The sequence below is a fragment of the Dysgonomonas sp. GY617 genome (genome assembly GCF_015233815.1).
In the GTDB taxonomy this organism is placed as follows: Bacteria; Bacteroidota; Bacteroidia; order Bacteroidales; family Dysgonomonadaceae; genus Dysgonomonas_A.
The window spans coordinates 832,546-857,308 of sequence record NZ_JADCLR010000001.1 but is presented as its reverse complement, the minus strand read 5'-3'; the positions used below and the strand labels follow the sequence as shown (position 1 = coordinate 857,308).

17 protein-coding genes and 2 riboswitches are annotated in these 24,763 nt (G+C 35.6%); of the genes, 6 read left to right on the top strand and 11 right to left on the bottom strand.

Features of this window, described 5'->3' with window-relative positions; all coding sequences use genetic code 11:
• Positions 1-41: 41 nt before the first annotated feature.
• From IR022_RS20215 to IR022_RS03570, 3 genes are all read right to left on the bottom strand, one after another.
• Positions 42-1,649 carry a glycoside hydrolase family 13 protein gene (locus IR022_RS20215; RefSeq protein WP_194202616.1) on the bottom strand — a complete coding sequence of 536 codons (1,608 nt, stop codon included), beginning with the start codon at positions 1,647-1,649 and terminating at the stop codon, positions 42-44.
• Positions 1,650-1,683: 34 nt separating this feature from the next.
• Entirely contained in the window at positions 1,684-4,317 is a 2,634-nt protein-coding gene (locus tag IR022_RS03575; protein ID WP_194202615.1) for a glycosyltransferase, read from the bottom strand.
• Between the two features lie 143 nt (positions 4,318-4,460).
• A complete protein-coding gene (locus tag IR022_RS03570) occupies positions 4,461-5,729 on the bottom strand; it encodes a M24 family metallopeptidase (protein WP_050709611.1) in 1,269 nt (422 codons plus the stop codon).
• A gap of 160 nt (positions 5,730-5,889) precedes the next feature.
• On the opposite strand from IR022_RS03570, the gene IR022_RS03565 reads away from it, so the two are divergent.
• The 3 genes from IR022_RS03565 to IR022_RS03555 all read left to right on the top strand — a co-directional run bounded on the left by IR022_RS03565 (position 5,890) and on the right by IR022_RS03555 (position 10,645).
• Positions 5,890-6,768, top strand: a complete 879-nt coding sequence (locus tag IR022_RS03565; protein WP_194202614.1) for a helix-turn-helix domain-containing protein — start codon at positions 5,890-5,892, stop codon at positions 6,766-6,768.
• Positions 6,769-6,942: 174 nt separating this feature from the next.
• Positions 6,943-7,142, top strand: a riboswitch (cobalamin riboswitch).
• A gap of 128 nt (positions 7,143-7,270) precedes the next feature.
• Positions 7,271-9,550, top strand: coding sequence for a TonB-dependent receptor (locus tag IR022_RS03560; protein ID WP_194202613.1), 2,280 nt, complete (start codon positions 7,271-7,273; stop codon positions 9,548-9,550).
• A gap of 21 nt (positions 9,551-9,571) precedes the next feature.
• Positions 9,572-10,645 (top strand): sirohydrochlorin cobaltochelatase, encoded by a 1,074-nt coding sequence (locus IR022_RS03555; RefSeq protein ID WP_050708838.1) that lies wholly within the window; start codon positions 9,572-9,574, stop codon positions 10,643-10,645.
• A gap of 197 nt (positions 10,646-10,842) precedes the next feature.
• Here the strand turns inward: IR022_RS03555 and nrdF are convergent, their stop codons facing one another.
• The 4 genes from nrdF to IR022_RS03535 are packed head-to-tail and all read right to left on the bottom strand — an operon-like array spanning position 10,843 to position 14,562.
• Positions 10,843-11,847, bottom strand: a complete 1,005-nt coding sequence (gene nrdF, locus IR022_RS03550) for a class 1b ribonucleoside-diphosphate reductase subunit beta (RefSeq protein ID WP_194202612.1) — start codon at positions 11,845-11,847, stop codon at positions 10,843-10,845.
• A gap of 18 nt (positions 11,848-11,865) precedes the next feature.
• A complete protein-coding gene (nrdE, locus tag IR022_RS03545) occupies positions 11,866-13,956 on the bottom strand; it encodes a class 1b ribonucleoside-diphosphate reductase subunit alpha (protein WP_194202611.1) in 2,091 nt (696 codons plus the stop codon).
• Complete coding sequence (nrdI, locus tag IR022_RS03540) at positions 13,946-14,314, bottom strand: class Ib ribonucleoside-diphosphate reductase assembly flavoprotein NrdI (protein ID WP_194202610.1); 369 nt, start codon at positions 14,312-14,314, stop codon at positions 13,946-13,948. Before nrdI ends, nrdE begins: the two co-directional genes overlap by 11 nt.
• 8 nt (positions 14,315-14,322) lie before the next feature.
• The gene (locus tag IR022_RS03535) at positions 14,323-14,562 is read right to left on the bottom strand and encodes a thioredoxin family protein (protein ID WP_050711263.1); all 240 of its coding nucleotides are present in this window, start codon (positions 14,560-14,562) and stop codon (positions 14,323-14,325) included.
• Positions 14,563-14,677: 115 nt separating this feature from the next.
• Positions 14,678-14,880, bottom strand: a riboswitch (cobalamin riboswitch).
• A 967-nt stretch (positions 14,881-15,847) separates the two neighbouring features.
• Here IR022_RS03535 and IR022_RS03530 point away from each other — a divergent pair.
• From IR022_RS03530 to IR022_RS03520, 3 genes are all read left to right on the top strand, one after another.
• Entirely contained in the window at positions 15,848-16,687 is an 840-nt protein-coding gene (locus IR022_RS03530) for an AraC family transcriptional regulator (protein ID WP_194202609.1), read from the top strand.
• Positions 16,674-17,039 (top strand): DUF3868 domain-containing protein, encoded by a 366-nt coding sequence (locus tag IR022_RS03525; RefSeq protein WP_194202608.1) that lies wholly within the window; start codon positions 16,674-16,676, stop codon positions 17,037-17,039. Before IR022_RS03530 ends, IR022_RS03525 begins: the two co-directional genes overlap by 14 nt.
• Before the next feature lie 72 nt (positions 17,040-17,111).
• Complete coding sequence (locus IR022_RS03520) at positions 17,112-17,315, top strand: hypothetical protein (protein WP_191976328.1); 204 nt, start codon at positions 17,112-17,114, stop codon at positions 17,313-17,315.
• A gap of 218 nt (positions 17,316-17,533) precedes the next feature.
• On the opposite strand, the gene IR022_RS03515 is transcribed toward IR022_RS03520, so the two are convergent.
• The 4 genes from IR022_RS03515 to IR022_RS03500 all read right to left on the bottom strand — a co-directional run bounded on the left by IR022_RS03515 (position 17,534) and on the right by IR022_RS03500 (position 24,739).
• A complete protein-coding gene (locus IR022_RS03515) occupies positions 17,534-18,517 on the bottom strand; it encodes a family 43 glycosylhydrolase (RefSeq protein WP_194202607.1) in 984 nt (327 codons plus the stop codon).
• Positions 18,518-18,747: 230 nt separating this feature from the next.
• Entirely contained in the window at positions 18,748-21,114 is a 2,367-nt protein-coding gene (locus IR022_RS03510; RefSeq protein ID WP_194202606.1) for a TIM-barrel domain-containing protein, read from the bottom strand.
• A 40-nt stretch (positions 21,115-21,154) separates the two neighbouring features.
• A complete protein-coding gene (locus IR022_RS03505) occupies positions 21,155-22,456 on the bottom strand; it encodes a glycosyl hydrolase family 28-related protein (protein ID WP_194202605.1) in 1,302 nt (433 codons plus the stop codon).
• A gap of 21 nt (positions 22,457-22,477) precedes the next feature.
• Positions 22,478-24,739, bottom strand: a complete 2,262-nt coding sequence (locus tag IR022_RS03500) for a DUF5703 domain-containing protein (RefSeq protein ID WP_194202604.1) — start codon at positions 24,737-24,739, stop codon at positions 22,478-22,480.
• Positions 24,740-24,763: the final 24 nt, after the last annotated feature.

The window sequence follows — 24,763 nt, the reverse complement described above, 5'->3', positions numbered from 1 at the left end:
TCATCTCTGAATTAAGCTTTTCATAAACCTTTAAATCGAAATTAAGAAAATAGCTTCAATACTGTAGCCTCATAAGCCTGTAACGTTATTTCGTGGGTTTCTATCATTGTATTGTATTGTCTGTGAGTCGAAACAAGAACAAAAGACGATTTAAGTTTTTGATATGAGAAACTTTTTCTTCTATACGAAAAGTTTAAAACTATCAATATCTCTTCTTTTTCGTAACGCCTCTCATAGGCCAATACACCTCCTACCCCATCAATTATGCTATGCCAATTTCCCATTGACAATGAAGGATATTCTTTACGTACTTTTATTAGTTGTCTGTAAAAGTTAAGCATCGAATCTTCATCTTTTAACTGATCCTCTACATTTAGGCTTTTATATGATTCACTTACAGGAAGCCATGGAGTAGTGTTACTAAAACCACCATTTTCATCACTATTCCATTGCATAGGTGTGCGAGCTTTATCTCTACCGGTATAGAAAGGCCAGAATTTCTTGCCATAAGGGTCTTTTATATCTTTCTTCGATATACGACTATTCTCCATGCCTATTTCATCTCCATAATAAATAAATGGAGTACCTCTGAGCGTAAGTAGAAGAGTTGCCAATAGTTTAGCTTTGGCATATTTGTGTATACCCAAACTATATCGCTTAACAAAACGCCCAAGATCGTGATTTGATAATACAAAACAAGGCCAACTTTCGGGAGGTATAGCACCATACCATTTTGTAATGGCTTCGTGATATTTGCAAGCATTCCATGAGCAAAAGATGAGTGAAAAATCGAATGCCATATGTAGCATATCATCTCCTTTACCTAAGAATTGAGCTACCAGATTTGTATCACCGGGTGGCAAAACATATATCTCACCAATACTCATCTTATTATCGGAAGTATCAAGAAGAGCTCTAAACTCCTGCAATATTTTAAATGTCCTCGGTTGATTTCTATTGAGTACTTTCCCATTCGAAAACCAATTGCTAAGCAGAGGACTGTTCCTGAAAGTTTTCTCTTTAATCAGCAGATTGATAACATCAAGCCGAAAGCCATCTATGCCCAGATTGAGCCAAAACTGTATTTTTTCGAAAAACGAACGTTTCATATCCTCGTTTCTCCAATTCAGATCGGGCTGTTCCTTGAAAAAGGAATGATAATAATATTGCTTTGTATGCTTATCATAAGTCCACGCTGCTGAACCGAAGTTTGTTATCCAATTATTCGGAATTTTTCCGTTCTTAGGCTCACGCCATATATACCAATCTCGCTTGGGATTGTCGATTGATGATCGAGATTCGACAAACCAAGGATGCTGATCAGAAGTGTGGTTCATAACCAAATCCATTACCAGCTTCATGCCTCTAGAATGTACTTGGGCGATCAGTTCTTTTAGATCTTCCATAGAACCGAAAAGAGGGTCTATCTTCCTATATCCCGAAATATCGTACCCAAAATCTACCATCGGCGATTTATAAACGGGCGATAGCCAGATAGCATCTATTCCCAAGTCTACCAGATAATCCAGTTTTTCAATAATACCCGGTATATCCCCTACACCATCTCCATTCGAGTCTTTAAAACTCTTAGGATATATATGGTAGAAAACACCATGTTTCCACCACGAATAAGTCTCTTTTTCCTCCACAATATAATTTATCGAATAACTTTTTAAGGCTATATTAAAGACCTATTTCTTTTACTAAATCGTTCATTATACTGACTGCTTTATAATCTTTCGACCTTTTTATAGCAGCTGCTTTAAAACTACTATGCAAATCTTCATTTTCTAAATATGATATTATAGACTCCGTCATCTCTTTTTCGGTATCTACTACATAACCGCTCTTTTTATGCCGGATGATGTCTTTGGGGCCTTTAGTTTTATAGGCAATAACAGGAAGTCCACAACTAAGAGATTCTAATACCACACAACTAAAAGTGTCGAATTTGGATGGGAACACTAATAGATCAGCGGCTGAATAGAATGCAGGAAGTTTATCATGATCAAGCCAATCGAAATATATCGCTTCTGGGAGTTCTTTTTTAAGCGATTCATTTGCTGGTCCTTGACCAACGATTACCATCTTCACATCTTTGTATGCTTTTTGGACATTCTTATATATACGTGGTAGTTCCATAACTCCCTTTTCCTCACTTATTCTGCCTACATAGAGAAGCACAAGGGCATCATTTTCAATACCAAATACTTGCCCTTTATTTACTTTCTGAGGAGTGAATATATCGTCTACCCAATGAGCAGTAAGACTCACCTTGTTGGGCTTAAGTTTCATATCGGGTCCTGTCAGCCATTTTTGCTGATCGGTATTCAAGACGAACACTCTGTCAAAAGATTTGTAAAATACGCGCAACATACGTCGAATACGGTTTTGATTATGTATATCCAGATTCAATACTTTTCGGGCAAACATTACCCAATCGGTATGCACATAAAAACTGGTTTCTACGGAATAGGCACTCTTTAAATAAAGAGCCATCAGCCCCATTACCCCTTCGGTAGAACATACAATTCGGTCATATTCTTTTTCATGAAACAGTTTATGTAAATCAAGTAAGTTAGGTATACGAATAGGCTGATCTTTATATAAAGGCGCTGAAAATTCATAGAGAGGAGGCATCACAATCAGATGATCGTCCGATTTCATAGTGGCACTACATGTGAGTATATCTATTGGTAGATTACGCTCTTTTATTTCGTTATGTATGGATTGAAGCACTGTCGACACTCCATTTTTATCACCGAAAGTATCGGTAAGCCATAACACCCGCTCGGGATGGTGATATTTTCCTATTTTCTTCGAAAACTCTTTTAGAAACGGACGTGTATTAAATAATACTTTTGTACTGGTAAAGTGTGCCGACAAGATAAGTGCAGAAGCAAAGAAAGGGAAAGAAAGTCCATCCAGAAAGTCTGTAAGATTGATTGTCGATTCCTTTTTATCTGAATCGGAACTCACATACGATCTTATGTTGCTCGGCAAGTCGAGCTTCATCAATATTTCTTCTATTTTATCAGCAGATAATTTATTCTCCAGATCAAGCTTATCTATTTTCTTGGTAATGCGTGAAAATAGTATTTCGTTTAGTTTTTCATTTATATTATGAACAGATTGATTGTATTCATTAACTATATTATTTGATCCCTCCTGATGTGCTTTTGCCATTTTTGCCACTTCGTCAAATATGGGTTTATAAGATGGTTTTAAAATAAGCTTTTTAAAGAATGATGGAGACTTGCCCATAATAGACTCATGAAAGAGTTTGAAAAAAGAAGATGTCACTTTGTGACGTTGTATTTCCAGAAAGATATTAGACAATCCAAATGCCAATATTTTCTCGGATGTAGAACCCTGATGTAAAAGCAACCTTAGCAATCCCGGATCTTTGTAATTGAGTGCAACCTGCGAGACATAGTCCAGAAAGGCAATTGTGAGTTTTTCGGAATTCTGATGCGAGCCATACGGAGCCATATCTCCTTTTCGTATAGCCTCAAGTGCTAAAGATGATTTCGATTCAGATTTTAATCTTTCTTCGAGATTGGGAATATATAAATATGTACCTGTTAGTCCTGCAAAAATTCCCATATGGCTGTCAGACCCTGCTGAGAAAGATTTTTTATATGGATCAGAGCAATACATTTTAGGATCAATTCCAAACTCTTTTGAAAAACCATCTATTTTCTCAGGAGTAAGTGCTGTTATCCATTCTCTTACCAACAGGTTCTGCCAAGTATCACGCTGCCCGTTGAGAACCTCAAACCGTTCAAAGATCAGTCCCATCTTATCGAAAAATTCCATAGGAGGCATCTTTTTTACAGCATAATGATAAAGGGGATGTGCCCAGATAGTTGGTATATTATGCTTTAGGGCATACTCTTGAAAAAGGTACACATTGCGGCGAAGCTTATTCAACTTTACTTCTTGTTCGGGAGTAAAACCGTATGCCAATACATGTATCCCTATATTGTAGTCTGGAACCAAGCAACTAAATTCACACCCCGTCAGAATATCAAATCCTTTATCCTGCAAAGCGTAGCAAGAGCGTGCATTATTGTGGTTAGTAATTGTGAAAGCATTACATCCATTGGTCTGTAACTCCTGCAACAATCTGTCGGTTGGCAACCATGTTTCGGGAACATTCAATATACGTCCCATAAGTTCATCAGGTACATCACTGTTATAGTCGTGGCAATGTAGGTCTATCTTAAGTATATCTTTTTGTGGAAACCTTTCTTTCTGCTCGTTCAGAAACAGTTGAAGGTCGGATTTTAATTCTGATTGAAAATTATTTGTCATAGCTTTATTATTTTTTATCTGTAACAAATGAATACTTATGTTGTTACGAAACAATGTAGAAGTAATTAAATCATTGCTACAAAAATAATTATAGACAACAAAAGCTACTGATTCACATCAATAGCTTTTGTTATTTCTGACGATTAATATTCGGCTCTCATCAAGTGTGTTGAATTGCTATTTAGTTCAATTCCTCCATTTTCGCCCACTATTACAGTTCCACCAATATTGGCTAAATGGTTTCCAAAAGCACAGTTTGGTTCAAAAGCAAAGCACATTCCTGCCTGTAATACCAAATCTCTACCGGGGTTTGGCAACCTACCCACATTACCATATCTACTAGCTTGAGGTAGTATCTCTATACCTGGTGCGGTTCCGAATCCAATTGGACCATAAGGATTTATACTGTGTATCAAGGGGTGTACATGCCATCCTTTTGCATCCAAAAGGGGTTTTTCCATTGCATCAACAACTTCGCCAAAAGTTACTCCAGCTTTCAGAACGTCAACTCCTCTTTCATAACACTCGCGAGCTACCAGAGCCGCACGTTCCAAGTCTGGATGTATATTTCCGACTGCCACTGCTGCTTGATGTTGAGTCTCATACATACCGTACAATGCAAATATCTCTGACAAAACAATATCTCCTTCTTGTATTATTCGTGGAGCTTGAGAGCGATATTGCCAAGCAGGAGGTCCCCAAGCAATATATTCAGGACCCGACCCCATTAAAATTTCGGCTGTAAATCCTCCCATCGAAATACAAGTAGAGGTTATAGCTGCCGCTACTTCAGCTTCACTTACCCCAGGTCTCACTGTTATGCGCATAGCTTCACTCATTGCTTCACCAATATGTGCAGCATATCTAACCAAAGCCAATTCTTCCTCACTTTTCGGGGCAGCTAGTTTGAAAAAATCCATATAAACTGGCTTAATTTCAGCATTAGGAAATGCCTCCATTATACCCTTCCATGTACGGTGAGGCAATGCTCCATCGAAATAAAATGGAGGATATGGCTCTAGTCCAATGATTCCAATCTTTGGTCTATCAGGTAAACCTATTTCCTTGAGCATATTTCCAATGTTTGCACCTGTCTTTCCAACATATATTTGTTCGGGCTCAATCCATTGTTGATCTCCACGCATAGATGCCTGCATATGGTCGGCAACCATCATAGGAGCAAAAGTTATAACAACCGGCTTTGCCTCTTTGTGAAAAATCACTACAGAACCTAGTCTATCATTTGTAAAATAATGATCGATACAAAATGGTGCGGGTGCAGCAGATTCTCTATCTCCGTAAATAATAAGTGTATCTAGCTCATTATTTCTCATTATTGTGCGTGCTATCTCCCAACGACGATCGCGTTCTCTGAATGATAAAGGTGCTGGAATTGTCATTTTTGTTTTCATACTTCAATATTTTTAGTTTATACTCTTATTTGAAAAAGAACTACTGCAAAGTAATGGGTTATTGTCTCGGTGAATATTATCCGAAAAGAACAATAAATGTTCAATAGGTTTGTTTTATTGAAATATAAACATCTTCTTTACAGTAAATTTACATAGTCAAATGGAAGGTATAACTGAGATAGAAAACTATGACATATCTTATGTATCAAAAGAAATAGGTCTACTTGATATAGAGGGGATAGTTGTAAATAAGACAGATGATTCAGTAAGGAAGGGATTGACAAATTATCCACATTCTGTTAGTGGATTCATTTGTGCAATTTGTGTGGAAGGTAGTGCAGAATTGAAGATAAATTTCCAAAAAAGAGAACTAAAACCCGGTACTTTGATGGTGGTATTACCCCACTCCATGATGGAACCTATAACCGTTTCAGATGACTTGCATATAGATACTATCTTCTTCTCTTTAGACTTAGTCTCCAGAGATTCTTTATCCAATGACTTTGTTCTTTTTCAGGAAATACGTCAAATGCCATGTATAAAATTAAGTGATAGTCACTTTGATATATTTAGAAAACACCATAATAATATTTCGATGCATTATTACAGAGAACATAGTAAAAGCAAATTAGATATACTTAAATATCTATTACTTGCTCTTCTTACTGATATAAAAGATCTATACAATGACAATCCAGAGCAAAACAATAAACATACAAGAGGTAAAGAACTAACCCTTCAATTTTTTGATTTATTATATAAATATCACAAAGAACAAAGAAGCGTTTCTTTCTATGCAAGCGAAATGCATTTAACGACCAAATATCTCACAACCATGATACGTAAACATACAGGAAGATCTATTCTTAGCTGGATAAATGAAGCTATCATAGCACAAGCAAAATCAATATTAAAGACTTCAAATTTGTCAATCACGGAGATCACCGATGCATTGCACTTTACTGAGCCATCACTCTTTTGTCGGTTCTTCAAAAAACATACAAATATGACACCCTCCGAATACAGATATAAGTACTAAAACAGATAAGAAAAAGAGATAAATCGCATACCTTGATATTATTTTAAGCCTAATGTCATTTTCAGAGAATCTACTATCCCCTTAAATAAGATTACTATAATTAGTAACAATTAGAAATAATACGACCTACAAATTATCAAATAAATAATTATTATCTTATATAAATATATTTTATACCTTTGACGCTGATTTAGTAATTGAAGTATTTCTTATACTTTAATGAAAGGGAACCCGGTGAAAATCCGGGGCTGTACCTGCAGCTGTAATTCCTCATTATGTTGGTCAAAATTTCTATAACCACTGTATCGGATAGATATGGGAAGGTTTTTGACCAGAGGATAGCCAGAAGACCTGCTAGATCATAATAAACACCAAGCTTCCAGGAATAGAAAGCTGTGTATGATACTCGCAAAAAGGTATTTATCACTATTTTATTTAGCAGTAATAAGCTGCGTAAAGGAAACTCGATGTTTTATTTTATTTGACTAAAATAAAACAAAATATGAGCCATCGTACATTATTAACCCTAGTGACGCTCTTAATAAGTTGTCACTTGCTGTATGCACAAAAATTCTCGATCAAAGGGTCTATCACTGACTTTTCGAATAAGGAAGCACTCATTGGTGCAACCATCCATCTCCATAATACCAACATCAGTGTATCTACTGATAAAGACGGTAATTATGCAATCAACCATCTATCGCCCAATACTTACACTCTAATTGCATCTTACATTGGCTATAATCCTGCAGAAAGCACTATAACAATCAAAGATACTTCAGTTCTTGTCAATTTGACCTTGAAGAGCAAACCCACCTCAATGAATGAGATAGTAGTTACAGGAACAGGAACTGAGCACTATCTTAAGGATGCCCCTGTGCAGACTGAAGTGATTAAGGGTGCTGCATTAAAAGAGTATGCGGGTCGGGACATAGAAGATGTATTAGGTGGATTATCTTCTTCTCTCACTTTCAATCGGAACGACATGGGAAGTAACCTTCAATTAAACGGATTGAAAAACGATTACATCCTAATTCTTATCGACGGTAAACGGATAAATGGCGACGTTGGTGGTCAGAACGATTTAAGCCGAATCAATATGCATAATATTGATCGAATTGAAATTGTAAAAGGTGCAGTATCTTCTCTATATGGTTCGGATGCAATTGGAGGTGTTATCAATTTCATATCAAAGAAAAACAAAGATAAATTCAGTGCATCCAATACAACCCGAATTGGAGAATACGGGGATATAGACCAAGGAAACAGCTTTAGTTTCAACCATGGTAAATGGAATTCAACAAGCTCATTCATCTTTAATCATACAGACGGATGGAGAAATACTACCCAAGAATGGCATCGAAATACATTATACAATAACAGTGTTACCAAGACAGTAAACAGATCGACTAACTATACGCTGTCACAGAATTTATCTTATCAAGTAAATAAAAACTTAATCTTAACAGCAGATGCCTCATTTCATGAAAAATGGACTTATCGCCCGACAGGGATTCCATTATGGAGATTAAATGATTTTTATTATCGTAATCAGACCTACGCAACAGGAGCAAAATACAATCTTACAGGAAAGAATTTTCTTTCATTCGATTTATCTTATGATCGTTATGACTATTACTATGATTATACAAACCGTGAATATACCGACTATTTTGATGAAAACGGAAATAGGATCGTTTACTATCCCGATGACCGTATTCTTCAAACATCTCAACGCCGATGGTTAAGCAACTCAAAAGGTGTCTTTTATTTAGGTAAAAAGAATACGCTAAGTGCAGGTTTAGAGTATATGTGGGACGAGCTAGTGTCGCCTCGTAGATTGCAGGGAGATAGGTCTTCTACTTACGCTTTATCTCCTTACGTGCAAGATGAATGGAATATAACAGATCAGTTCAACATAACAGCAGGTTTAAGACTAGATTATAATAAAGATTTTGGACAGACCCTAACGCCCAAAATTTCGGCAATGTATAAATTAGGAGACTTCAATCTGCGTGCCACCTATTCCAATGGCTTTAAAGCTCCGACTATAAAAGAGTTATACTACCAATATTATGCTACAATTATGAGTAAGTATAAGGCTTATTATGGTAATAGGGATCTAAAACCTCAAAAATCGAATTACTATGCTACAAGCATTGAATACCACTTACCTAAATTTAAAGCAAGCATAACAGGCTTTCACAATAGTATTCGAGACATGATCTCCCTTCAAACAATTCCAACTTCAGTTGAAGATAAAATGCAGTTGGTAGAAGAAACCATGCAGTATGTTAATTTAGCGAAAGCACGTACCTATGGGGTTGATGTTACTTTTGATGCCGATTTACCAATGAACATAAAAATTGGTGGCGGATACAGTTATTTAGATGCAAAAGCTCAACGAACTGATGATGAAACATCTGACGATTATATGAAATATGTATATATGAATGCCACATCTCGTCATAATATCGCATTCCGCTCATCTTGGTCTCACTCGTGGCAGAAATACAAATTGGGAGTAAGTTTAAATGGGCGATATCAATCTAAACGGTATTACACTTCCGATGGAAATACGAAAGGTTTTCAATTGTGGCGTATAAATACTTCTCATTCTGTACTAAACAAGAAAAAATGGAATCTCGACATTAATCTGGGAGTAGATAATATCTTTAACTATGTAGACCGTACTCCTTTTGGTCATAACAGAGCAACAACCTCTCCGGGTAGAAACTATTATACTTCAGTTACTATAAAATTCCAAAATCAAAATAAATAATACTTATTAAATTATTCTATTATGAAAACAATTCTAAAAAACTTGTTTGCCTTGACTTTATTTCTGTCAATAGGCATATTCACTTCATGTTCTGATGATGATGACAACAAGAAAGATGACAGAAACCCAGTTCAAATCGCTAAAAATCACGACACAGCTTTATTACTCTGTTCATTCGGTAGTACATATGAACAACCACAAGCTACTTACGAAAAAATTATAGCCGATTATAAAGCTGCTTATCCTAACACGGATATTTATCTCTCGTTTACATCACGTACAATCGTATCGCGTGTTTATGCACAGTTGGGTAAAGCTTTTGCACAACCCGATCTTTGGTTAACAGCTATTGGTGCTGCAGGCTATAAAACAGTTTATGTACAATCGTTACACATTATACCAGGAGAAGAGTATCTAAGTTTGATGAATACTGACGTGAAGAAGAACTTTATGGTTCCATTTCCTGATATTAGAGTTGCTAAAAGTTCGTGTCTGCTTGAAGCCGATGAAGACGTAGAAGCTGTATCAAAAGTTCTTTATAACTATTACAAGCCTCGTTTAGATAAAGGAGAACTAGTTGCGCTTATGGGACATGGCAACCCCGATAAAGAATATAATCAGGCAAATGCAATGTATGATAAACTTGAAGTGGCATTGCAAAAATTAAGTGGCGAAAAAAACATATTTGTTGGAACAGTAGATTGGGGTGACAAAATGTTTTCTCACATAAGAGAAGAAGTAACAAGCTTTGCTCAAAGAAAAGGCAAGCAACCTAAAGATATTACAATTAGCCTTTCTCCACTTATGTCAATTGCTGGTGATCATGCCCAAAACGATCTGCTTGGAGATTTGGAAGATGGACAAACGGTTGATAAAGTAGACCCCAATGAAAATGATCATGAGGCTCAATATAGTTGGAAACTGAAACTCGAAAAGATGGGCTTTATTATTAGTACAAACGGAACTCTTACTGGGTCTAATAATTTTAATGTTATAGGTTTAGCAGATCATAAAGATATACGTACTATCTGGGTGAATCACATGAAAGAAGCAGTTAAAAACGCTGAATCTTGGAATGAGCATTTAGGATTGTAAAAGTAATCAAGAGATCTTTTTTACAGATGAAGCTATCTAAATTGGAGTAATGATATTTATCTTAATTTAGACCAAGGTCATCAATATAACTAATAATAAAGCAAGCCCTAAAAAAGAGGGAATACAATTGTATTCCCTCTTTTTTTAATCTAAAGCAAACATTTTTATTCATATAAATTCGAAAAAACCTTTTCCTTTTACACTATTATACTTAACTCTTCATCCATTGCAAAGTCGTCGTCATGTAAATGGACAACCTCCAGTGTTTTTTCGTAGTTAGTCGATTTCTTTGAGAAAAAATCATGCTGAGTCGTTTCAACATTCAATCCATTAAGAACAATCGGATTGACCTCTCCTACTTCGAAACGTGGTTCGAAGCCCAGATTCATCAAAGCCTTATTCCCATTATAACGGATATACTCCTTTACATCTCCTGTAAGCCCAACATCACCATATACATGGTCTGTATATTTCAATTCGTTTTCATATAACTTATCCATCAATTCAAACAAATTTTCTTTCACTTTAGCTTTTTGTTTCTCGCTAAAGGCAGCAAAAAACTCCTGAGCTAAAAGACCTACAAAAACACCGTGTATAGACTCATCTGCCACAATCTTTTTTATAATATCGCAGCTTGCAACCATCTGTCCCTGTCCGGCAAGCCAAAGAGGTAAAAAGAAGCCACTGTAAAAAAGAAAAGTTTCAAGCATTACAGACGAAGCCAGAGCCATATAAATATCTTCGGTTGAGACATTCGCCTTATCCAGTTTACGGTAATTTGAATCTATCGTTTTTGCTTTCAGCTGTAATTGCTCGTTACTAGAAGCCCATTCGAAGATAGCATCAATCTCGGCAGCGGTAGCTACTGTCGAAAAAATAGTTGAATACGATTTGGCATGTATTGCCTCCATCATACACATATATGACAGTACCGATTTATTCTGTAATCCCTCAATATGATCTATCACTTTCGGCATCCCTGTATGACTTTGTAACGTATCTAACAATGTCAGACCACCCAGTGCTTTTTTATATGCTTCCTGCATTTCGGCAGATAGAGACTTCCATGAATCGATATCTTTCGATGGAATATATTCGGTGTCAATCCAGAATTGTTTAAGATTTTGCTCCCAGAACATCTCCACATAATCATTATCGGGTGTATTCCAGTTTACGGCCCTAAATTTCTTTATTTCGCTCATCTCTTATTTCTTTTTTAATTATACAGAACATGACACACACTCGTCAATTGTAGCTTTCCGTGTACGTGTATAATACAATGATTTTAAACCTATCTTATGCGCATAAATATAATATTTAGCAATATCGCGGGTAGTATCACTACTCTTAGTATGAAGAATAGTAGATATACCTTGATCCACATGACGCTGGATTACAGCAATTAGCTTCATCACTTTCTTTTGATCCATCTCATATGCCGATTTGTAAAAGAAGAAATTATCATTTGTCAAATACGGCATAGGGTAAAAAGTTGTACTGTCGCCATATTCGCGAACTTCAATCGTATCTACAATTGGCATTACAGATGCTGTCGAAGTCATAATATACGACGTAGACTGATTAGGCGCTATTGCCAAACGATAGGCATGATATAGTCCATGTTGCATCACTTGCTCTTTCAAAATTTGCCAGTCTTGACTATTTGGGATATGTAGTCCCTCAAATAGACTTTTTATTTTATCTGTCTGTGGTAAATATTCCTTATTTACATATTTGTCAAAATAAGTACCCTTAGCGTATTCAGATTTGCCGAAGTCTTTAAATGTAATACCTCTATCTCGTGCTATTTCCATGGAACGCTCTAATGAATAGAAATTCATCATCATAAAGAAAACATTACAAAAGTCAAGAGCCTCAATACTTTCATATGCAATGAAGTTTTTCGCAAAAAAGCCATGTAAATTCATCGCCCCCAATCCCACACTATGCAACTCATCATTCGCTTTTTTGATAGAAGGAACTACGTCTATATTCGAAATATCGGAAACTACAGTTAAAGCATCTATAGCTGTAGATACCGCTTCTTTTATCCGGCTATTCTCCATAACTGTAACAATATTCAAAGAACCCAAATTACAGGATATACCTCTGCGAATAATATCTTCCTGGAAATAATCGTTTATTTCAGAAACTTCCGACAATTGCATAATCTCGGTACAAAGGTTACTAAACTTTACCTCGCCTATATCTTTGAGTGCATGCTCTCTGTTCGCATTGTCCTTGAAAAACAAATAAGGATACCCACTCTCTTTCTGAGTTTGTGCAATTTTAACCAATAACACACGGGCACTCAAACGTTTTTTTCTGACTTTGGGATTATCCACAAGCTGTTGATACATCAAGTTCATATCCATATCATCGAGATATTTCCCATAAGCTCTGAACACCGAATGTGCATAAAAGACATAGAATGGCTCATCTTTCTCCGCCAACTCCATAAACTTATCAGGTATAATAACACCTATGGAAAGAGATTTTATACGAACCTTCTCATCCACATTGATTTTCTTACAATCCAGAAACTCTTCTATATCTGAATGGAAAACATTTAAATATGCAGCTCCGGCTCCGGGACGTTGTCCCAATTGATTGGCATAGGAGAAAACATCTTCTAATAATTTCATAATAGGCAATACGCCGCTTGCGCGTCCCTCCACTCCTTTTATTGCTTCTGAGCGTCCCCGTAATTTAGAAAGATTCAAAGACACACCACCTCCAATAGAAGATAATTTCATCGAAGAGTTTATAGCGTAACCTATAGAATTGAGGCTATCGCCTATCTCGTCAAGAAAGCAAGAAACCAATTCGCCTGATCTTCTTTTTCCTCCATTCAAAAAAGTAGGTGTAGCTGGTTGATATTCCTGATTAACTAGCAATTCTGCATATTTTATTGCTTGGTTAACATCTCCTTGAGCTAAGTATAAGGCTATACAGGCAACACGGTCTTCGTATCTTTCCAAAAATTTCTCTCCACTATCATCTCTTAAAGCGTAATTCTGAAAAAACTTGAAAGCACTCATAAATGAAGGAAAGCGAAACTTCCGCTCATAAATAAGCGCATAGACCCGCATTATTTCTTCGAATGAGTATTGTTCATAGAGGTTTTCGTAGTAATTATTCTCTATCAGGTAATCTATCTTTTCTTTTAGGGTATAGAAAAAGACTGTATTTTTATTTACATAATCCAGAAAATAAGAGCGGACTGCTTCCTTATCTTTTTCCAATTGGAAATCCTCGTCCTTTTTTATCATTACCTCATTATTGAGGAGTATCCACTTTTTAATTTGCATATTCTTTTACTTTTAGGATAAAGCTGTTTACATCACGCTCTAATCCGGATAATTCAAATTTAATTAATATAGGGATGCCATATTTTTCGGCTATTTTATCAGCAGCCAATCCAAAATTGGCTCCCCAGTTCATATTTCCACTGGAGGAGACAGACAGAATGAAATCACTGTTTTGTTCCATAAACCTGAGTGTTGTTTCCGCAACAGCCCCCATTTGAGTAGTATAGGTAATCAAATGCCCTTTCCTATCAGCCAACATCGAATCAGACATTTTGATACAACGCCAGTCTGTCAATAAACGAATCTTATGAACGAAACGTTCTACATTTCCCGTCTTACTATCATAATAAATAATCATCTTCTTCTTTATAAAGAATCTATCATTGACTTAAGTTCATTCGGCTGGTATCCGATTACGCGCATCACTATTTCGTCATTGTCTACTAGAAGAGTGGTAGGAACAGAACGGATTTTGTATTTCATGGCAGTCTCTGGATTATTGAATGGATTTACTGCCTCTATTGAGACATCATAAGTCTTAAAATATTCTGAAACCATTTTACATGGATTACAATCTTCCTTTTCGAATTTTATTATCTTCTTCATGTCTTTATTTGATTAATATATAGAAAATAAGAGTTTAGTAAAATACTACACTCCACACATTTTTATTTTATGAGATATCTTTTTTTAGCAAACTCATCTTTACACCCGAAAGAAAAAGTTTTCTTTTTATTTTGGCAGGTCTTCTGACTTACTCCTTTTTTCACGGCCTTCCCTTTAGTTTTTAAAAGTGGCAATAGGTATTGTGAAAACATCTTTTAGAGCTTACAGCAGCGGGTCTGTTCAGGATTTACACCTGATTCCCTTTTCATCACATACTTGAAGATGCAAGTTTATGACACCAAAATCTTATACAAAGATTAAACAATTATTTGAGAATAATGTTCTAAAATGAAAATTTAATTACCAATAAGTCATCATTAATATTCACAAAAAAGAAAACTATATGCGATTATAGATATTCTAAATTTCCAAAAATAGAATACTTACAGTAGAAAATTAAGTTATCAAAAGATTAGAATACATTCTTTCTGAGAAGTATTTATACTATCAGCTTAGTATAGACTAAAAGAAGGTTTTAATATAAAAATAAGAATCGTAGCCACACTATTCTTAAAAGAAGAACTAGGACGAATCAAATTATCAAAAACAGAAGGTGTATTTTACACAATAAACTAATTATAAGAAAGTTAATTAACACACCGAAACAAAAAAGGGACAAAATATCAACAAAAAGGGACAATCGTATCAAACTTAGGCTAGCAGACTTATTTTATTCCAATGTCTATTTCCTTTTTATGTAACTATAAATATTTCATTTATCTCAATAGCATATTATAACTGATTTTATATTCTCTATCGAAACATCTTCTAACTCTAAGTAATACGAATCAAGATAAATTTTAAATAGCTTTTATATTCACAATAACTGACAGAAAGAGAATCTTATTTAACAACACTATATCAGGCAGATAGACATATAAAAAAAGAGTTTCAATTTTACTTTGTATTTCTCAATAACGACCTAATGCTAGGGTATTCTTAATTGTTGTATACCTTCAGTTTACAATATCTTAGATTTAAAGCTGCACAAACTTATAGCTTAACTTTCCTATTTAATCATTTATTATTCGTCTTTCGATTGTCCCTTTCTTCACATTATTTTGTCCCCAACTCTTCAAAAAAGAATCTATGATCATTAATACTTTTGAATCCAGAATAAATACGAGTTGGAATCTTTCTAAATATCCTCGTTATATCTCGCAAAATTGGCTATATAGTTATTGCTATAATATAGATAAGAATAAAATACTAAATCAATATACAAATGGGGGTTCAGTTCAAAACTATCGCAAAGCTAATAGTAAAAGAAGAAGATGATAATGTTTTTCAATATTATCATTATCAAAAGAATGAAATAATTGATATAGGAAGTTTTGATGAAAATAGCATTTTTTTCATAATGAGTGGAGAAATTCTAATAAATGATTTTCAGGGAACAAAAAAAGTATTTGAAGCAGGTTCTATGTACTTTCTGTCTAAGAATTACACCCCTTACAAAGGGATTGTTAATAAAACGACAACCTGTGTTGAATTAAAGTCTGATAATCTATTACCGTATATCGAACAGGCTCTGTTATTTAATATTATTGCAAAATATACTCCTGATGAATTGAGACTTGATGAATTAGAAATAAAGAAACCTCTTCGTTACTTTTTATCTGAAATTATATACTATAAGAATGGCGAATTTTCCTCTAAAGGTTTCTTTCATTTGAAGAAAATGGAATGGTTATTTATTATGCGTAAGTTTTATGCTAAAGACTTATTAGCTCGATTCTTCTCTCCTACTGTATTAAATGAAAGCAAGTTTAGAATGACTGTGTTTGCAAAATACACAGATAAAATTACAGTTAAAGAACTGTCTGAGGAATGCTGTATGACTACTAAGACATTTACTCGGCATTTTAAAACTGAATTCAATACTACTCCTCTCAAATGGTTGATGATGCAGAAAGTAAAAAGCCTAAATTATACTTTGGTATATGACACCTTACCGTTAGATGAAATTTTAGATAAGTACAACTTTAAGTCGGAAACAGAACTTATCGAATTCTGCTGCAAAAATAGTATCAAATTTAATATGTTCGAATATGAGTATGTGTAAAATTCAATACAGCCTTGTTGAGATGAAGCGACAAGACGAACAGTTCTATATTAGCCTAAATATGCATTTTATATGCCGCAAGATAGATACTAATCGGAGTCATCTATTTGCTCCTGTACTTTCTGATGGCGACAAGCAGTTGGAGTTACCTTTGGTTCTGCTTGCAGGTAAAGGACGCTATTGGGCTTTCAAGCGTGCTCTGTGGGGATTGAATCGAAACATTTTGCGTACTTACCGCATAATGAAATTATTGAAAGCTGTTGACGAATCTGTTATTGATTACTCTTATAATCTATCTCTTCACTATGAAGAGTGGATGGACAGAGCAAAAATAACTGTTGTTTGTCAGTGAACTCAAAAACAGATGTGTACATTATGATAATTCATAAGGTTTATTTAAGAAATTAAATAACAATAAATAACTATGGATAAATACGTTGAAGTAATTTTACGAGTATTAGAAGATCATCATATCAAAGGAATGTATGATTCTGAAAATGATATTATTTATATATGCAGCGAGGAAGAGTCTGGATCGGTTTATAACTTGTTTGGTTATAGCAAAGATCAGCACAATTTTAAACATTCAAAGTTTTCAAAAAATAGCAACATCAATAAACTAAAGTAAAAAAATTAAATTCATCAAATGAGACTATATTTGTATTGATGGGACTACATATATCACCCATATGATTGTATCTTATTTGGACTCAATTTGTGGGGAAATGAGTTAAATATTATAGTTAAGTAAAGGAAGATATACAGAGTCTAAATTATTACGATTTCTGAGGGGCGAAAAAAAACTCTCTGATTTTTTCAGAGAGTTTTTTTAGAAGAATGGTCTAGCTATTCTAAATTTGTAGTTTGCTTTACCATCTTGATAGTACCATCTTCGTTATAATATAACTTGTCTACACAAATAGAACGTAGCCAATCATTAAATACTCCATTTTTAGCAGATAGTTCACTATTGTGATAAAATGCATACCACTGACCTTTGTATTCTACTATCGAGCCATGATTTGTATAACTGTTTGTTGGATTCATATAAATACCTTCATATTTCCAAGGACCTAAAGGGCTATTACTTGTTGCATAGCGCATTCTATTATCACCTTCTACTCCATCATTCAGATTATCATCGTGATTATCTGAGTATGAAAGGTAGTAAATTCCATTACGCTTGTGTACCCATGCTGCTTCATGAAAATCAGTAAGACCTTCCATGGTTAACAACGCACCATCAACTTCCATCATGTTATCCTTTAATTTGCCTGCTTTGCAGACTCCTCCACCTCCTTGATAAATATAGGTTTGTCCATCATCATCAATAAATACATGAGGATCAATATGCGATTCTAAACCTTGCACATAACCTTGCACAACAAAATCCTTGGCTGGATATTTACTGGTAGCTACACCTATTTTCCAGCTATTATTCCAATTAGACTCGCTGGGATGAGGAAAATAGAAATAATATATTCCATCTTTATAGACACAATCGGGAGCCCACATAAATCCGCCTTCGGGTCTGCCCCAAGGTACTTGACTCGAACGAAGTATTTCGCCATGATCGACCCAAGTCACCATATCATCTGTAGAAAAGACATGATATTGGTCCATCAAATCACACCCTTTAGGCGGTGCAATATCATGTGAAGCATATACATACAATCGTCCATCATTCCATACCCGAGCTGATGGGTCAGCAGTATACATATGCTGAATGAATGGATTTTGTTGACTGCATACATTTACTGAAAATAAAGTGAATAGGGAAAGACATGTAGTCAGAATTACAGACTTTTTGTTCTTGCGTTTTTTTGTCATTTTATTATTTATATTAATAATTATATATCGAATTAAGAATGAAATAGACAATTAAAGTAGGGTTAGGTAAACTATGAGGATGATGCTTTAAACCACGTTTGGTAATAACTGTAATATCTCCTCCTTGTTATTTGATTTTATGTTCGAAACATATAAGTTTGTATTAGTATCAATAATAGTAATATTGTGTACCTATAACCTACCTTTTTCATGCTTTAAATTTGAATCAGTTAAAATTTAACAGCGACTTGTTTTCCTTGATAAACAATGCTTTTATCTATTTTTCCTGACAGCTTATCAATACTATATCTTTCATGGATGATAGTTATATTGAAGTTTCGTTTTTTCAACATACCCGGAAATTCACCTTGACGTGCTTCGATTACCAATGTTTGAGATTTGTTATTCCACTTCATTTTTACTGTAGAGAAAACTCCCTTTTCGTAGTTGTAATTATCGTTTTCATCTTCATACAACAGGAATTCTGCATCAGCTCCCGGATAAATGAACACCTCTAAATTATCCCATTTCTTCTCGGTAGCATATTCTACCTTTGGTCCCCAAGGAAGGATGCTACCTGCTTTTATATACAGAGGAATAATGTCTATTGGCGTAGCTTTGTCTATCCCTTGTCCACCTTTAAACTTCTCACCTGTCCAGAAGTCATACCAATCTGCTCCTTTCGGAAGATAAACTTTCTGCGATTTTACTGTATTGAAATTCTCTATTGCTTTTCCTTCAATACGATCTACATACATAGAATCGGTAACGGGTACAACAAGGATAGATTTTCCAAACATAAACTGATTATCTATATTATGAACTTTGATATCTTCTGCGAAATCCATACTTAATGCGCGCATCATTGTACCCGAGTTGACTGTAATTTCGTGACCGATTGAGTACATATAAGGAAGAAGGCTATAACGTAGATTAATATATTTCTCTTGTACATCAAATGCCCAATCACCTTTTTCTCCAAATTGATATATTTCGCGAGGTGTATTAGTTCCGTGCGAACGCATCATTGGAGTAAATGTTGCAAACTGCATCCATCGTACATACAATTCATGAAAAGCCTTGTCTTTTATACCTTCCGGATATACACGTCCAGCCCAAAACCCACCTATATCGGTATTCCAAAAAGGAATTCCTGTTAAAGAGAAATTTAATCCTGCTGAAATCTGTTTATGGAGTGTGCTCCAACGAGAATCAATATCGCCCGACCACGAATTAGCTCCGTAGCGTTGTTGTCCTGCAAAAGCCGAACGAGTAAAAATATACACACGTTTATCGGATGTTGTCTCACGTTGATGTTCATAAACTCCCTTTACTGATACAAGCGGAAAAGCATTACGTACATCTCTAAATGTTCCCATGTTTGTAGGCTCACTCAAACCCTCTTCATTAATATTATCCTCCGGTTCAGTAGAATCGAGCCACCATCCGTCTATACCTATTGACAGAAGATTGTCATTCATATATTTCCAATATATTTGGCGAGCCTCGGGATTGAAAGCATCATACGCTCTTACCCCGATGTTATGTGGATATACATCGAAATTAAATAGTAAGTTTTTACTTTTTAGCTCCTTATGTATATTGGTATTTGGGCCGAAAGACGGCCATACTGATATTGCAATATGAGTATTTAATTTGTGTACATCATCAACCATTTTTCGTGGATTTGGAAATTCAGGATTACCAAATTCAACAGAGTTCCAAAGTTTATTATCAGTGCTCCAATATTGCCAATCTTGTATAATTCCATCAAGAGGAATAGATAAGCTTCGGTATTTCTTCACCGTACCCACAAGCTCGTCTTGTGAAACATAACGTTCGCGACTTTGCCAAAAACCGTATGTCCATAAAGGAAACATAGGAGCTTGTCCTGTAAGATCACGTATTTGAGCAATTGTACCATCTGCATTTTTACCATACATAAAATAGTAATCAACACACTTTCCTGAGACGGAAGTAAACGACAGACCCTCATACGAATCTTTGTAGGTAGTAGAAGAGTTATTGTCCCAAAGTACAGCATATCCTTTTACCGAATGAATAATAGGAATAGCTATCTCTGTATTTGCTTGTTGAAGAAGAACTTCTTGCCCTCGCTGGTTCAGATGTCCTTGCTGATGCTGACCAAGCCCATATATAGCCTCTTGCTTATCTAACAAGAAAGTTTGACGTATTTCGTAAGTCCTCTCTTTACCGTATTTCTGTGGAGTGAATATAGTTGTTGCACTCTTCTCCGAAATTAATGGACTTGCATCAATGTTACTGAACGAGACATCGCCTGTTGTTAAATTTAGAGAAACAACTACATCTGAGGATGAAAGATTTACGACATTGTTATATTGCTTAATTTGAAAGGGTGTATTTCCCTCTTTTTTTATCACCGAAAAGCTATTCGCTTCAGGAACCTCATTTCTAGGATATTTCAGAATACGAACTATCGTAGGACTGTAGAAGTGTACTTCAATGCCTACTGACTCTACTTCTGCCTTTATACCATTAGTTATTCGTTGATAATTTTGGGCATTCAACATTCCTGCAAAAATCGCAACAAGAAATACTATGCTTATTTTTTTCATATCTTATTTCTGAGTTAATTATCGTAAATAGGAAAATCGATTATTCGGTTCCTAAATTTCCATTTACATAACTATTTGTAGATTTATTGTTGATACGTACTTTTCCTTTCATCGTATTTTCGGATATAATGGCACGTGTAACACCTTTGTCAATTGATATTTGAGGACTATCATGCCCAAAGTCGCAGCCTCTTACTAAAACCGATCCGCTATGTGCTTGGATGGCACTACGTCCTTCGCCCTTTCGATCCCACTCTACAAAAATACAATCCGAAAAACCAATAGTTCCTTGCCCGTCAATCTTAGCTATTTGATTACAAGGTCCCCAGAAAGCACTATTAACAAAGCGTACATTTCCTTTATTAGCAGATGTTATTTCAACCATTGTAGGATCATTTCCTTGCATAGCTACAAATTCGCCATTGGTAATAAGTATTCCGTAAGCTGCACTTTGATCTACTTTTACAGAAGTATGACAAGCATCGGCTCCTATTCCCAAAAAGTTTCCATTACAAGCACCTTCGCTGCCCGAACTCGCACCGAACTTATATCCCACATTGTATCCGAAACAAAATGTATTGATAACATAATGCCAATCGGTACGTTCGAATATAAATGCTTCCCCATGTTCTCTTTGCCAGTTATAGAGTGCAGGTTTCATACTCCACCAAGGATTGAAATGTACATTCTCAATTCGTCCTATATCATAGATTGCATCTACATAAATACCTCTACGTAAGGGTTGTCCACTAATGTTACGAATCAAAGCCCGTTCGTTATGAGAAGCATCAATTCCATTGTAAGGATTGAGCATTTCTACATCTAACACAGCCGGATTTTTGCCTCGCATGGCAATTCCCCATGGATAAGCATCCGGCACCTTATCGGGCTCTTGTGCAGGCCAGAACATTACTACACCTCTCAGTGTACTGTTGGTATTGAGAGTTATAGCAGGACTAGCTTTTTCGTTACCCTTATTTCCGGTAATGAGAAATGTAGTTCCATCATCACCCGGTTTAGGTAACTCAGGTTGTCTTATTCCATTATGAGAGGTTACCGATTCGATTGAACCTTTTAAGGTTACGGCTTGAGGAACATTTAGTGATCCTGCCAACAGATAGGTTCCATTAGGTGCATACACCGTTCCCCCTCTGCTACCGAAAGAGTCCATTGCTTTTTGAAAGGCTTGGCTATCATCTGTTTTTCCATCGCCTTTTGCGCCAAAACTGTAAACAGATACCACATCCACCGACTCGGGGCAGGGTTCTATATCTGTATTCTTTTGTTGAGCAGACAAACTTATTGCTGCTAGTAGAAGAGATACTAAGAATGTTTTTTTCATGATGTAATTAGTTTATAATTATTATTTCTTATATATAATATCTTGCTTACGCTTCGAAGGAAAAACTTCCATCGTTGAAATATCAGTTCCTTTGCTTATCACTCGTACAGTTGTGTTTCCAAAAGCATGTAGCTTAAAATCAACATTCCATGATGCGGGTAATGCAGGTAATACCAATATTTTATTATCTACATTTTGTAGCATCATATTTTGTAATCCCATAGCCATAGCTCCTCCATTATCTAAATCGGGAACATAATCGCTTCCCGGTTTCCAAAAAGCAGGAAACGCGATATCCGGATCAAGTGCATTTACATTTTTCATCAAGTACTCTTTTGTCTGATCGGCTAAACCCAATAAAGGTGCTTGTATCACATCTTGCGACCAACATGTAGTCTGTTTGAAAATCCGATCGTTAAAAGTATTCAGTGCAATATTCAGATCCGGACGCTCCAATCCATAAAGTTTAAATGGAAATATTGGATAACATTCGGGGTTTTCGAAATTACGACCTACACCATATTCTTCTGCCGGTAATATCTTTTGTTTATCTGCTGTCATTGGAAGAGGCGGCAAAGAATTAGCACAATTATTCCATTCATCAAGCAAAAGTTTATCTACAATGCTTGGAGGCAAAGTATTTAATTTACCAATTGTATATCTTAAACCCGAAATATAATCTACCGGATTAAGACAATCCCAGAATTGCTCCAATGCTCCTGCGGGAATAAATCGAATTTCCTGATTAACACGTGACCAATGCTGATCGAAGAATCGAATAATTTGTGTAGCAAATGGAACAATATAGTTTCGGGCAAATGCTTCGTCTTTCGTATAATCATAATAGTCCAGCATTTCGGATAACATTTCGAGTGTACCCGAGTAGTGATGACGTATCCATCTGGTTTGAGATGCTTTACCTTGATTGTTCCAACCCCAGTCATCTTGAATATACATTCCAAAAAAATTGAGCGTTTCGGGATAAAAAGCACCTCCATGCCCATAATATATACGAGTGATATCGGTTTGGAGATTAAGCATATTCATATACATATCGAACCATGGTTTCTTCAAATCAAAATCACCCGAAGCGGTTAATGGCCAATAGTATAATCGACAGTTTTGATACCAATAACCAGGTCCCCAATTACGATAGTCTCCATTATTTCCTTTATAATCGAAAGTAAAATTCCCCCCATTAAACTTAGCAGGATATGCTCCACGACTTTGGCAAGCCATCATAAAGCGTTGTAAGAGATAAGCTCTTGTAACTTTCTCAGCATCCTCATCTCCTGACAAAAATATCCAGCTCCGATTCCAAAACTGATCCCACCATGCGTAATGCTTGTTATGGCTTACATTTAAGGGTTCTTTATTGGCTTCGATAATTAGTTGCCCTAATTGCTGATCCCACTGCTCTACTGTGGAGGTTTGTGCTGTATAAGGATAGATCGAAATATCGAACTTTCTTCCTTCTTTAATAGAAGCCAAAGTACTATCATTCATTGCAGTCATATCAGTCCCCATAATTACAGCCCCAAAGGTTCTATGCAGATATGGGTCGGGATATTTACCTATAAGTTCGGCTACATTTTGTTTTGTCAGGATTGTTTCAAAAAAAGAACTCTCATTACGATGATACCATTGTATCCTATCTGATTTTTTGACTAATACATCAGCCGATTCAGATGGTCTTATATCTCCATCTATAACACCTCTGAAACTGGATGCTAAAGGATGATCTCCCGAAGTGAGGGTAAAAGGTTGAGGACGCATCAATTCGGTAGTGCAGTTAATCAAGATATTTTTATCCGATTTTGTCTCAATTCGTACTACAGATTGATTGGCATCTATCCAGAGATTAATATCTGTAGTATTTCCTTTTTCTCCAACTTTAATATTAATCTCACCTTTATGTAAATTAAGAGTTTGCTGAAAACTGGTATTGCCGATAAATGGATTAGGAGAAAAATTTATTCTGACTCTACCTACTTTCAATAGACGAGTTGCCTCACTCCATGTATCAGATTTCCCAATATATAGCATTAAATCTCCATCTTTTTCGACCCATACATTAGCTGTTATATCTCCATTACCTAATGGCATAGATTTCATAGAACCATTAATACTTGTTGTATTCCATATCAGATTGTATTTATTCAACTGGCTGAGAACATCTTTCGGCAGCTCATTATTCAATATCTTGTCTGTCTTGCCAGCAGGAAAGGCAGCTATTGCTACTATATTTAGAGCACAAAGCAAAAATGCAATTATCTTCTTCATTATTAATAAATTATTCAATCCATA